This is a genomic window from Actinospica robiniae DSM 44927 (assembly GCF_000504285.1).
Lineage (GTDB): Bacteria > Actinomycetota > Actinomycetes > Streptomycetales > Catenulisporaceae > Actinospica > Actinospica robiniae.
The window spans coordinates 1,404,052-1,416,707 of record NZ_KI632511.1 but is presented as its reverse complement, the minus strand read 5'-3'; the positions used below and the strand labels follow the sequence as shown (position 1 = coordinate 1,416,707).

Here is a 12,656-nt window from a genome sequence, read left to right as displayed (position 1 = left end):
AGGCCCCTGACCTTAGATCGGATCTACTCAAGGAAACGATCAAGGCGGGGCCGTGCGCGTCGAGGCTATAACAGGGCTGGTCAAGGAACAAGTGGACGAGGTCGTGGCGCGGGTGGCCGGGCATCTGGGCACCGGCGAGATCGCCCGACCGGGCGGACGCCCTGCCGCGCTCGGCCTGTACGACTCCGTGGTCCTGGTCATCCACCTGCTGCGCAGGAACCCGGTCCAGCACGTGGCCGCGGCGTTCTTCCACGTCTCCCAGGCCACCGTCTCGCGCCGTTGGGACCTGCTGCGCCCGCTCATCGCCACGGTGCTCGAGGACCTGGCCCCCGACCCACGCGCGATCATCCGCGCCGGCACCGCGCTGGTAGACGGCACCATCTGCCCGACCTGGGACTGGAAGCACCGCGGCGACCTGTACTCGGTCAAGGCCGGATACGCGGGGATGAACGTGCAGATCGCCTGCTCGATGGACGGCGACCTCGCCGCGATCGGCCCCATGCCGATCCCCGGCGCCCGGCACGACGCCTACGCGTACGCCGCCTCGGGCCTGAAAGGCCTGATGGACGGCATCCACCAGCTCGCCGACCTCGGCTACGTCGGGGTCGAGGGCATCGACGTCGTGCCGTACAAGCGGAGACCCGGCAGCGACCTGCACGAGAACTACAAGCGAGACAACAAGCTGCTCTCCGGTGTCCGCGCGGCCGTGGAACGCGCCGTCGCCCACGTGAAGTCCTGGCGGATCCTGAGCGAAGAAGGCGGACGCTACCGCGCACCGCTTGAGAAGTTCCCCGAAGTCCTCGCCGCCATCACCGGACTCATCAACCTACGACGATTCCGGCGTGTGGCTTATGAATAGACCTCCCGGACGCACCCTCGGGGTATCGGCCGGGCACCGCAGGCGCACCCGGTGCGCACCCGGCCCGGTTTCGGATGGCGCTCCCAACCACCCCACGCATCACCATCGGGAGCACACGCCATGACCGCGTTGACGACCTTCGACCTTCCGCTGAACGTGATCCGTCGCGCGTTCGCAACCCAACTCGCCGCGCCGCGCCCGCTCGCCCTCGACGGCGCTCTCCTCGGTGCCGGACTGCCCGCCCGCGTCCTTCCGCTGCACGAGATCAAGTCGCTGCTGATGTCGCCGCAGACGCCGGCGGCCGCCAAGCGTGCGCTGTGGGGCGCCGTGATCGCGCGCTCCAAGGCCGGGATGAGCGAGTGGACTACCGCCGCGCTCGGCCTCGCCTACCCGGGCCTTGCGACCGTGTTCCGCCGCGCCTGCAAGAACGGCCCCGGCAACTGGCAGGACATTCAGGCGGAGCTGGTCACCGAGTTCCTCGTCGCGCTCGGGGAGATCGACGTGTCCGACCCGCAGATCCACGATGTCGCCGGGTGGCTGTGTGCGCGGGCCCTGTCGGCGAGCTGGAAGGCGCGCAAGGCGGAGGAGACGAAGGCCGAGTCGCTCTCCTCGCACAGCGCAGCCATCGGATTGTTCCCGGCCGGCCACCCCGACCACGTCCTGGAGCACGCCGTCGCGCTCGGGGTCTTGACGGCGCAGCAGGCCGATCTGATCGGCCGCATCTACCTCGAGGACGAGCACCACACCGCGCTCGCCAGCCGGTACGGGATCTCAGTCGCCACCCTCTACCGGCGCCGTCAGGAGGCCGTTACAGCACTGGCAGCGGGGATCGAAGACGGGCTGTTGCGCGCCGTCTGACCGCCTCTCGCCGCGGCCTTCTCGACCAGCGACTTCACCGCGCAATGAGAAAAAACGGCCCCGAAATTCCCTTCTAAAGCGCCGAGACTTCATCGCCTCGGCCGCCTGACCGCCCATCTCCGGCGGTCTCCCGGGTCCATCGCCCGCGTGGTGCTGACCCCCCACCGCTCATCGCATACGCCCCTCGATCTCCCGCGAGAGGAGGGCCGTGTCGTGCGGACCCGGGAGCGGCGAGACCCCCTCAATCCACCCGCACGCATCGCGCCGGTTACCTGGCGCGCGCATCGGAAACGAGCACGACCTTGCCTCGAAACCCCAGCGCCCCGCGCCGCCTGCCGCGCCTCAAAGCGCTGCTGACCGTCGCCACCGGCGCCCTCGCCTTGACCGTCCTCGCCGCCACTCCGGCGCTCGCCGACACTGACGTTTCGGTGCTCGCCGCGGCCGACATCCCCACCGTCATCACGAACCTGCAGAACTGGCTGATCGGCATCCTCGCCGCGCTCGCGACCCTGTTCCTGGTCCTGGGCGGCATCCGCTACGTCATCTCCAACGGCAACCCGGGCGAGGTCGAGAAGGCGAAGACCGCGTTCAAGTCGGCCGCGATCGGCTACTGCCTGGCGATCCTCGCCCCGGTTGTGATCACCATCCTCAAGGGCATCGTCGGCGGCTGACCGATGACCACCACGATGCCCTCCACCGGGCGCCCGCAACGCCGCGGGCGCCCGGCCCCGGGCCGCGCGCGTTGCGTGCGGCGCGTGCTCGGGGTGTTTGCGACCGTCGCGCTGGCGGCGCTGATCGCCGCCCCGGCGGCCCAGGCCGCAGCACCGGCCGGAGGTGATTCCGGCTCGGCGCAGCGGGTGATCCTCGCGGATCCGGCGCCGTCACCGACCCCTTCACCGAGCACGCCGGGCATCGGGCTGGGGCCGGGGTCACCGACGTCCCCGAGCACCACGCCGAGCCCGGTCACGACGACCGACCCGGGCACCGGCACGAGCAGCAACCCGTCGTGGTTCGACGTCCCCGGGCAGATCACGAAGGCGATCAACGACTGGTTCGGGTCGCTGATCGCCGACGCGCTGACCCCGATGCTCGACCTGCTCGGCTCCACGCTGCTCGGCACCCCGGACGTGACGGCGATGGCCGGGGTCCAGCGCCTGTGGACGCAGATGGCGCTACTGGCCAACGCCCTCTACCTGCTGCTGGTGCTGATCGGCGCCGTGATCGTCACCACCCACGGGACCGTGCAGTCGCGGCACTCGGCCAAGGAGATCGTGCCGCGCCTGGCGGTCGGGATGATCGCGGGCAATGCGTCCATCGCGCTGCTCGCCCTCATGATCCATCTCGCGGACGCGATCGCCTCGGCTCTTCTGGGCGGCACGATCGATCCGGCGACGGCGGGCAAGGCGCTGGGCAACCTGCTCGGCGGCTCGGCCGGCAACTCGATCTTCCTGATCCTGCTGGACCTCGGTGCGCAGGTGATGTTGATCGCGATCCTGCTGACCTACATCGTGCGCGTGGCACTGACCGTGATCCTCGCGGTCGCAGCCCCTCTCGTGCTGATGCTGCACGCGATCCCGGGCCCGGACACGCTCGCACGGATGTGGTGGCGGGCGATCGGCGGACTGTTCCTGATCCAGCTCGGGCAGTCGCTGGTGTTCGTCGTGGCACTCGACGTGATGCTCGATCCGACGGCGAACGTGAGCCTGTTCGGGCTGCCGAACAACTCCGCGCTGGTCGACACGCTGGTCTTCCTCGCCCTGTGCTGGATCCTGATCAAGATCCCGATGTGGGTCTCGCGCAGCATGCTCGGCGGTGCCGGTTCGGGCGTGGCGCGGATGGCCAAGGCCGTCATCGCATACAAGACCCTCGGCGCGCTCGGCATGCGCAAAGGGCCCGGCGGCTTCCCCGTACGCAAGCCCGGGCGTGCGCCGAACCGGCCGCGTCCGAGCGGCCCGAGCGGGCCGGGCGGCGGTGGCGGCGGCCCGCGCCGGCCGGGCCCCGCACCAGGCGCGAGCGGCGGCGGGTCTGGGGTTATCTACCGCGCCACCCAACTACACCCCGACGCGCCTGCCGCGCGATCGGCCGGGGCGATCGCGACCATCCGTCCGGGCCTGCCCGCGAGCTCCCGGGCCCCGGCCGGGCAAGGCCCGCGCCTGGCTTTGGAGACGGGATCGGCCTCCGGATCACCGAAGCTCGGTGCGCCCGGGACGCCGCCGGCACCCGGCCCCGGAACCGGGTACCGCCAGATGACTCTGCCAATCAAAACTGCCCGGGTACCGCACCCGAAGCCGCCGGCCGCCGCGCACACAGCGGACCCGCGCTCCGCCCCTGCACCCACGGATCGGCTACGGCCGCGTCAGGTCCAGCGCGGCCTTTTCCCGCCACCGCCGAAACCTTCCACTCCTGCCCGTGCCGCCCCACCGAAACCGGGCCCCGAACCTGCATCCGCGCCGCCCGCCCGGATGTCCGCGGCCCGTACGCAGCCTGCACCGCCGTCGCGACCAACCCCGTCCCCGAACCCCGCCGCGTCGTCCTCCGCGCGCATGAGCGCCCCGCCTCCCGTGCGCGGGCCCGCCGCGCCGCAGCCCCCGCACCGTCCCACCCGCGCTCCTGCGCCCCGCTCCACGAAGGAAACCCCGTGAACCCTCACCCGAACCACCGCCGCCCACGCACGTCCTACCGCGGCCGACACCGCCGGACCCGGCGTACGTGCTACCCGCCGTTCGCCCTCACCTTCGCACGCCTGCGGCGCACCCGCCTCCTCGCGTCCCGGCAACTGCCTTACCGGTCGGCACGGCAGATCGCCCTGGAGACGAGGCGGCGTGAGGACGCACGGCTGATGGGTGGACACCGTGTCTGAGGAGTATCTGACCGCCCGGATCCCCGCGGACGTCGACCGCCCCGACGTCGTCGTTGCCCGTCTGACCTTCCGCCAGGTCGCGATCATCGCGGGGGTCGGCGGGGCGTGCTGGCTGATCTTCACCGCCGCGCATCGCGCCGCACCCCACGCCCCGGTCCTCCTCATCGTCGCGCCGCTGGCGCTGATCGTCCTGGTGGCCGCGGCTGTCGCGCTGGCCACCCGTGACGGGCTGTCCGGGGATCGGTTTCTGCTCGCGGCCCTCGCCCACGCCCGCCGCCCTCGCCTGCTGGTCAACCACGCGATCGGAGCCGATCCTGTGCCGCTTCCCTCGATCCTGCCCAAGGCCTGGCGCCAGGCCCAAGGACCGCTGCCCGCAACGCTGAAGCTGCCGGCGGACGGCATCGACGAGGTCGGAATCCTCTCCCTGCGCGAGCACGGGCACGCGGGGATCGCGGCCGCCTCGACCGTGAACTTCTCGCTGCGCACCCCGGGGGAGCAGAACGCTCTGGTCGCCGGGTTCGGCCGGTTCCTCAACGCGCTCTCGGGCCCCGTGCAGATCCTGGTGCGCACCCGTCGCCTGGATCTGACCGCGCTGGTCGCCGACCTCGAGCACGGCGCCGTCGGGCTCGCCCACCCACACCTGGAGGCCGCAGCGCGCGATCACGCCGCGTTCCTCGCCGAGCTCTCCGCCCGCCAGCAGCTGCTCTCCCGGCAGGTGCTGGTGGTTGCCCGCGAGCCCGCGGCCGGTGGCTCTGCCGAGGCCGGGGCGCGCATCGCCCGCCGCCAGCAGGAAGCCGCCGCCGCGCTGACCGGAGCGGAGATCCGCATCGTCTCCTTCACCCCGGCCGGCACCTCGGTACTGCTGGCCGACGCCGTGACCGACCCCGCCCCGCGCACCTGACCCCAGTACCGGAGGACACCCGTGAAACTCGCCACCCGCCGGCGCATCCGAGGCCACACATCCCTGGGCCTCGCTCCTGTACCGGCCCCCGACGCCGTGGAAGTGACCTCCCGGCACCTGGTGGTCGGCGACCAGTACGCCGCCAGCTTCGCGGTCACCGGCTACCCGGCCGAAGTGCACGCCGGGTGGCTCGAACCGCTCACCACCTACCCCGGGCGGCTCGACATCGCACTGCACATCACCCCGATCGACCCGGCCACCGCCGCGACGAAACTGCGCCGCCAGCGCGCCCGGCTCGAGTCCAACCGCCGCTCGGATCACGAGCGCGGACGCCTGCTCGACCCTGAGGCCGAGGCCGCCGCCCAGGACGCCGCCGATCTCGCCTACCGGCTCGCACGCGGGGAGGGGAAACTCTTCCGCGTCGGGCTGTACCTGACCGTCTACGCCGCCGACGAGCAATCGTTGGCGCGCGAGATCGCCGCCGTGCGCGCGCTCGCCTCGGGCCTGCTGGTCACCACCGCGCCCACCACCTTCCGACAGCTCTCGGGGTGGGCCGCGTGCCTGCCGCTGGGGATCGACACGGTCGGGGTCACCCGCACCTTCGACACCGGCGCGCTCAGCGCAGCATTCCCGTTCACCTCCCCGGACCTCGCCCCGGCCGATCCCACCGATCCCGCGACCCCGGCCTCTGGAGTGCTCTACGGCGTGAACGCCGCGAGCAGCGGGCTGGTGTTGTGGGACCGGTGGGCGCAGGACAACCACAACTCGATCACCCTCGCCCGCTCCGGGGCCGGCAAGTCCTACTTCACCAAACTCGACGTGCTCCGCTCCCTCTACGCCGGGGTGCAGGTGTTCGTGATCGACCCCGAGGACGAATACACGCGGTTGACCCGCGCGGTCGGCGGGACAGTGCTCTTGCTCGGCACCGACGGGGTGCGCCTGAACCCGTTCGACCTGCCCCAGCACGCCGCCGACCCGCAGGCCGCGGCGACGGGGGTGAACCTGCTGCTGCGCCGCTCGAGCTTCATCCACACCTTCGTCCAGGTCCTGCTCGGCACCACCCTCGACGCCCAACGCCGGGCGGTACTCGACAAGGCGGTGCTCGCGGCCTATGCGTCGCGCGGGATCAACACCGACCCGCGCACCTGGACGCGCCCGGCCCCGATTCTCGCCGACCTCGTCGAAGCGCTCGCCCGGCATGGCGAGGCCGGAGCCGACCTCGCGGCGCAGCTCGAGCCGTACACGGTCGGGTCCTGGGCCGGATTGTTCGACGGGCCGACCACCACCGAGCCGACCGGGCACTTGGTCTCGATCAGCCTGCGCGAGCTGCCGGACGAGCTGCGCACCGTCGGAACGCTGCTGGTGCTCGACGCAGTCTGGCGGCAGGTCACCTCCCCGCAGCAGCGCCGCCGGCTCGTCGTGGTCGATGAGGCGTGGCTGCTCATGCGCGACCCGGAAGGGGCCAGGTTCCTGCTGCGGATGGCGAAGGCGGCGCGCAAAAGGTGGGCCGGCCTGGCCGTGATCACGCAGGACGCCGCCGACGTGCTCAGCTCAGACCTCGGGGCGGCGATCGTCGCGAACTCCGCGACCCAGGTGCTGCTGCGCCAGGCCCCGCAAGCGATGGACGCGGTTACCTCCGCGTTCCGCCTCTCCGACGGCGAAGCCGCGCTGATCGCCTCTGCGCCGCAGGGTCTGGGTCTGCTGGCTGCCGGCTCCGCCCGGGTCTCCTTCGAAGTGATCGCCTCGCCGTTCGAGCACGACTTGGCCTCCACCTCGCCGGCTGACTCGGCGGAAGAGGAGGAGGTCGACAGCTACTTCGCCGACCAATCTTCGCCGCCTGATCTCGACCTTCCGGCTGCATTCGGCCACTTCGACGATCCCGACGGTGAACTTCTGTGACCGCACCTATATATGGCTCCGCCCCGGTTCCGACGATGGGCGGGCACAGACGGCTGACCGGATTCCTCACCGACCCCGCCACGGTCCTGACACGCTTCGAACACGCTGTCACGCACGCCGCGCCGCTGTACGGGCCGCTTTGCGCGCTCGGCATCGCGATCGTGTCGGCCGGCTACCTCGTGGTGCGCGGTCGGATCCGCGCCGCTCGGCACGCTGCGTACGTCGACGGTGCCCGGGTGATCACGGTGCTGGCGCCGCCGAAGGTCGACGCGCGCGGTGCCGAGGCGTTCTGGTCGCACCTGCTGGGCTTGCTGCGTCCCCCTCGTACGCGGTTCTGGTCCGGTCAGCCGCATCTCGCGTTCGAGTACGCCTGGTCGCGCGCCGGGCTGCAGGTGCGCATCTGGGTGCCCGGTATCGTGCCACCGCTGATGATCGAGCGCGCGATCGTCGCGGCCTGGCCCGGCGCCCAGACCCGCACCGAGGATGCGACCGACGCTGCGACCCGCCTGCTTCCAACGCAGGCGAGAGCGATCGGCGGGCGGATGGTGCTGGCGAAGTCCGAGGTGCTTCCGCTCGAGACCAAGCACGACGCGGACCCCCTGCGTCCGCTCCTGTCTGCCTGCTCCGGTCTGGGCGTGGGCGAGTACGCCGCCGTGCAGTTGCTCGCGCGCCCGGTTACGGGCCGCCGCGCCCGCACCGCGCGGCGCCAGGTGGCCGCGCTGCGCGGCGGCGGGAGCGGGTTCGGGCCGCTGGGGGCGCTGCTTGACCTGATCACCCCTGGCACCAAGGCCCGCGCGAGAGCTGGGCACCGGGCCGGTAAGGCCGTGGTGCTCGACCCGGCGCAGGTCGCGGCCTACCGTGCCGCCTCGGTGAAATCCGCTTCGGCGTTGTGGGACGTGCGGCTCTCTTATGCCGCCGCCTCCACGATCGCGGGCGAACATGAGGATTCCCCGCGGCTGCGCGGCCGTGCCCACCAGATCGCCTCGGCCTTCTCCGTGTACTCCGGCGCCAACTGGATGGCGCGCAAGAGGTTGCCGGCCGCCGGCCAGGTGCTCGCCTCCCGGGCCTTCCACGGCCGCGGGTACCTGCTTTCGGCTGGCGAACTTGGCGCGCTCGCGCACCTGCCGACCGATCCCGGTGCTCCGGGCCTGGAACGTGCCGGCGCCGCCTCGATCAGCCCGCCCCCGGGCATTCAGGCCCCGGATACCAGCGCCGGGATCAAGCCGATCGGCATCACGGACGCCGGCGTCAAGCGCCCGGTCGGGCTGGCTGTGGCCGACGCCCGTCACCACCTGCACGTGATGGGCGCCACCGGCTCCGGCAAGTCCACGCTGATGACGAACCTCGTACTCGATGATGTCGAGGCCGGGCGCGGGGTGGTGGTCGTGGACCCGAAGGGCGACATGATCGAGGACATCCTCGCCCGGCTGCCCAAGCGGGTGGCCGACCGCACGGTGCTCTTCGACGCCGACGACATCAAGGCACCGCCCCGGCTGAACGTGCTGCAGTGCGAGACGGTCGAGGACCGCGACATGGTTGTGGACAACGTCACCGGCATCTTCTCGAAGATCTTCTCAGGGTTCTGGGGTCCGCGCACCGACGACGTGTTCCGCAACGCCTGCCTGACCCTGCTGCACCATGACCCGACCGGCGGCAGCGACCTGGGCGATGTCGCGGCGATGCTCACGGACCGGGTCAAACGCGACCGGGCCACCGCCGGGATCAAAGACGAGGTCCTGCAAGGGTTCTGGGCGGACTACGACGCCTGGACGGACGCGCACCGCGCCACCGTCATCGGCCCGCTGATGAACAAGCTCAGGGCGTTTCTCACCCGCTCGTTCGTGCGCAACTCGATCGCTTCCGGCGCATCCTCGTTCGATATCGGCGACGTGCTCGACGGCGGGCTGTGCCTGGTCCGTATCCCCAAGGGCGTGCTCGGTGAGCAGACCGCGCAGTTGCTCGGATCCCTGGTGGTGGCCAAGACCTGGCAGGGCGCGAGCCGCCGGGCCCGCCTGGCCCAGCACCAGCGCGTCGATGCCGGCCTGTATCTCGATGAGTGCCAGAACTTCCTGTCGCTGCCGTATCCGATGGAGGACATGCTCGCCGAGGCCCGCGGCTACCGCCTCAGCCTCACCCTCGCGCACCAGAACCTCGCCCAGTTGCCGCGCGACCTGCGTGAGGGTGTGAGCGCGAACGCCCGTTCGAAGGTGTTCTTCAACGCCTCACCGGAGGACTCGCGGGACCTCGAGCGGCACACCTCGCCCCTGCTGGTCGCCCACGACCTCTCGCACCTCGGCGTCTACCAGGCCGCAGCCCGTCTGGTCTCGCGCGGTGAGGAGCGCAGCGCGTTCACGCTGACCACGATCCCGCTGCCCCCGGAGATCCCCGGCCGCGCGCAACTGGTGCGCGAACGCTCCCGCGAGGTGTTCGGCCGAGCCCCGGCCACCCCCGACGACCTGCCGCACACCAACACCACCCCCGTCGGCGCCGACCCGCGCGACTAGAAAACCCCGGCCCCCGTGCGCCGTGCCGTCCCCGATGTCGGGCGGCACGGCGCGGAGCCCGCGCACCTTGTGAAAGAGCCCTTATACCGTGCCTGAACCTGCACCGTTCGCCACACCCGCCTTCCCCCAGCGCTACCTGCCCACCCCGGTCACCGCCGACCCGCCGGCCCCGGTGCGCCGCCACCACCTGGCGATCCTCGCCGCGCACCTGACCGCCCGCGACCAGTGGCTGCTCGAAATGCTCCACGAACACAAAGTCTTGACCTCCCACCAGATCCTGGCGCTGGCCTACACCGGAGCCCGCACCATGCGCGCACGCCTTCGCCACCTGACCCTCGATCTGCGCGTGCTCGACCGCTTCCGCCCCCGCCTGGCGATCGGCACCGCCCCGGAACACTACGTCCTCGGTCCCGCCGGCGCCGCATGGCTGGCCGCGGGCCGAGGCGTGAGCATCAAGGAGTTCGGCTACCACCGCTCCCGCGCCCACCAGATCGCCGTCAGCTCCCAACTCGGCCACGCCGTCGGCACCAACGAACTGTTCGTGCGCCTCGCAGCCGCCGCCCGAACCGACCCCACCGGCACCCACCTGGCCGCATGGTGGTCCGAACGCCGCTGCCTACGACTGTGGGGCGACCTGGCCCGCCCCGACGGCTACGGCCACCTCACCGATACGGTCGGCGCCGCCGATCCCGCGGCGGGCCGGCACGTGCGGTTCTTCCTCGAATACGACACCGGCACTGAGGCCCTGACCCGCCTGGCCGGCAAACTCACCGGTTACGCCCACCTCGCTCAGGCCACCTCCCGCCCCCAACTCGTGCTCTTCCGTCTGCACTCCACCGCCCGCGAGACACACCTGCACGATGTGCTCGAAAAGCTGCGCGCGAGCGTTCCGGTGGCCACGACCACGCCCAGCGCCCTCGCAGCCTACGGCCCGACCGGGCCCGCCTACCGGCCGGTATCGACACGCCGGGGCCGCGGCGAGCGCGTCCGTCTGATCGAGCTCGACACCCTCACCCCGCCTGCCCCGCGCCGCACCGGCGAGCCCGCGAACGCGCGCCCGGCCTGGTGGAACGAACCGCCCGCCCCGTTGCCCCCGACCGGCCCCGACGCCGCACCGGAGGGCACGTGGGGAAACTAGCCGCGGCCGCGATCGCCGCGCTCGTCCTCGTCATCGTCCTGATCGCGGCCGCCGGCGCCGGCGTCGCCTCCTTCCTCGGTCTCGGCGATGCCGGAGGCAACAGCACCCTGTGCGGCACCGGCAGCGCCGCAGCCGGCACCGACCTCGGCGACGGCGAGAAACTCACCGCCACCCAAATCGCCAATGCACATACCATCTACCAGGTCGGGGTCCAGATGGGCATCCCCGTCTACGGCGAGCAGATCGCGATCGCCACCGCCATCCAGGAATCACGCCTGCAGAACCTCGACTACGGCGACCGCGACAGCCTGGGCCTGTTCCAGCAGCGCCCCAGCCAGGGCTGGGGAACCCCGGCCGAACTGACCGACCCTGTGTACGCGAGCACGAAGTTCTACCAGGCGCTTGATGACGTCGCGAACTGGCAGAACCTCGCCCTCGCGGTCGCGGCCCAGGACGTACAGCGATCCGCCTACCCCGACGCCTACGCGCAATGGCAGAACGTCGCCGGCCAACTGGTAGCCACCTTCGCCGGAACCACCGGCCCCTGCCCGAGCACCAACGCCGCCACCGCCATCCCGCCCGGCTACAGCATCCCGCCCGGCACACCGCCCCAGGTCGTAACAGCCATCGACTACGCCCTCGCCCAGCTCGGCAAGCCCTACATCTACGGCGGCACCGGACCGACGGGATACGACTGCTCCGGCCTGGTCATGGAGGCCTACCTCGCCGCCGGCATCCAACTTCCCCGCACATCCGAACAGCAGGCACTCGTCGGTACCTCCGTCGACACGGATGCTCTCAAACCCGGCGACCTGCTCTTCGCCGCCGGATCCGACGGCACCCCGCAAGCCCCCGGACACGTCGGAATGTACCTCGGAGACGGCTACGTCATCGAGGCTCCTCACACGGGCACGACCGTTTCCATCGACTCATGGGATTCAGCCTGGAAACCACAAACCGTCGCTATACGCAGGCTAATCGACTAGCCGAAGGTAGGTTCTGATTAGCCCGGTCGGGTTCTCGGTGTCGTTTCGTCGTCGTGTCGGTTATGTCAGATCGCTGAGATGAGGGCGGCTTTGGCGTGCGGCGTGAAGCCGCGGTGGCCCGGCCTAGAGGCCGAGTTCCATGAGGATGTCGGCGCGGGCGTAGTAGTCGGCCACGGGGAGGCGGTCGCGGGTGATCCTGACGAATCCGGCCTGCTCGTAGAGGTGGACGGCCGGGCCGAGCTTGCTGTTGGTGCCGAGGAACATGCGCGTTGCTCCGAGCGTGCGCGAACGTTCGATGGCTGCCGTGAGCAGGCGGCGGCCGAGGCCGCGCCCCTGCGCGCCAGGCGCCACCGCCATCTTCGCCACCTCGAATACCGCGCCCGGATGGGCAAGCAGCGCGATGCATCCGAGCACGGGGCCCTCGGCCGTCTCGCGGGCGACCAGCACGTCGCCACCCCGGGCGAGGATGCGGCCGAAGGGGTCCGCGAGCACGGCCCGGTCCTCCTGCACCAGGGTGAACAGGCGCGAGATCCACTCTTCATTGAGCTCGCGGAACGCGTCCGCATCCGCTGGGGAGGCGATCGAGGAGATCACGGCAGGGGCAGTCGTGTGCGACATCAGGGGTTCTTTTCGGCTCGAGAGGCAGGTCCC

At 71.3% G+C, this 12,656-nt stretch carries 10 protein-coding genes; 9 read left to right on the top strand and 1 reads right to left on the bottom strand.

Annotated features, from left to right (window positions below):
- Positions 1 to 52: 52 nt before the first annotated feature.
- The 9 genes from ACTRO_RS06105 (at position 53) to ACTRO_RS06065 (ending at position 12,005) form a co-directional block, all read left to right on the top strand.
- The gene (locus tag ACTRO_RS06105; protein ID WP_169739823.1) at positions 53 to 859 is read left to right on the top strand and encodes a transposase family protein; all 807 of its coding nucleotides are present in this window, start codon (positions 53 to 55) and stop codon (positions 857 to 859) included.
- Between the two features lie 120 nt (positions 860 to 979).
- Positions 980 to 1,717 (top strand): hypothetical protein, encoded by a 738-nt coding sequence (locus ACTRO_RS06100; RefSeq protein ID WP_034261855.1) that lies wholly within the window; start codon positions 980 to 982, stop codon positions 1,715 to 1,717.
- A gap of 302 nt (positions 1,718 to 2,019) precedes the next feature.
- Positions 2,020 to 2,388 (top strand): pilin, encoded by a 369-nt coding sequence (locus ACTRO_RS06095; RefSeq protein WP_034261852.1) that lies wholly within the window; start codon positions 2,020 to 2,022, stop codon positions 2,386 to 2,388.
- 3 nt (positions 2,389 to 2,391) lie between these two features.
- Positions 2,392 to 4,359: a TrbL/VirB6 family protein gene (locus ACTRO_RS46840; RefSeq protein WP_051450380.1), complete on the top strand. Its 1,968-nt coding sequence runs from the start codon at positions 2,392 to 2,394 to the stop codon at positions 4,357 to 4,359.
- 210 nt (positions 4,360 to 4,569) lie between these two features.
- Positions 4,570 to 5,478, top strand: a complete 909-nt coding sequence (locus ACTRO_RS06085; RefSeq protein ID WP_169739822.1) for a PrgI family protein — start codon at positions 4,570 to 4,572, stop codon at positions 5,476 to 5,478.
- Positions 5,479 to 5,499: 21 nt separating this feature from the next.
- Positions 5,500 to 7,377, top strand: coding sequence for a VirB4 family type IV secretion system protein (locus ACTRO_RS06080; RefSeq protein WP_034261848.1), 1,878 nt, complete (start codon positions 5,500 to 5,502; stop codon positions 7,375 to 7,377).
- 35 nt (positions 7,378 to 7,412) lie between these two features.
- Positions 7,413 to 9,881, top strand: a complete 2,469-nt coding sequence (locus tag ACTRO_RS06075; RefSeq protein ID WP_051450379.1) for a type IV secretory system conjugative DNA transfer family protein — start codon at positions 7,413 to 7,415, stop codon at positions 9,879 to 9,881.
- Between the two features lie 88 nt (positions 9,882 to 9,969).
- On the top strand, positions 9,970 to 11,019 hold the full coding sequence (locus ACTRO_RS42825) for a replication-relaxation family protein (RefSeq protein WP_051450378.1): 1,050 nt from the start codon (positions 9,970 to 9,972) through the stop codon (positions 11,017 to 11,019).
- A complete protein-coding gene (locus ACTRO_RS06065; protein ID WP_034261846.1) occupies positions 11,007 to 12,005 on the top strand; it encodes a C40 family peptidase in 999 nt (332 codons plus the stop codon). The genes ACTRO_RS42825 and ACTRO_RS06065 overlap by 13 nt, the downstream gene beginning before the upstream one ends.
- 123 nt (positions 12,006 to 12,128) lie before the next feature.
- On the opposite strand, the gene ACTRO_RS06060 is transcribed toward ACTRO_RS06065, so the two are convergent.
- Positions 12,129 to 12,623, bottom strand: coding sequence for a GNAT family N-acetyltransferase (locus ACTRO_RS06060; protein WP_034261844.1), 495 nt, complete (start codon positions 12,621 to 12,623; stop codon positions 12,129 to 12,131).
- Positions 12,624 to 12,656: the final 33 nt, after the last annotated feature.

What these genes read in the sequence shown, in the direction of transcription:
- ACTRO_RS06060 (WP_034261844.1), bottom strand. Translation starts at nt 12,623, where the DNA reads ATGTCGCACACGACTGCCCCTGCCGTGATCTCCTCGATCGCCTCCCCA.
- ACTRO_RS46840 (WP_051450380.1), top strand. Translation starts at nt 2,392, where the DNA reads ATGACCACCACGATGCCCTCCACCGGGCGCCCGCAACGCCGCGGGCGC.
- ACTRO_RS06100 (WP_034261855.1), top strand. Translation starts at nt 980, where the DNA reads ATGACCGCGTTGACGACCTTCGACCTTCCGCTGAACGTGATCCGTCGC.
- ACTRO_RS06075 (WP_051450379.1), top strand. Translation starts at nt 7,413, where the DNA reads ATGGGCGGGCACAGACGGCTGACCGGATTCCTCACCGACCCCGCCACG.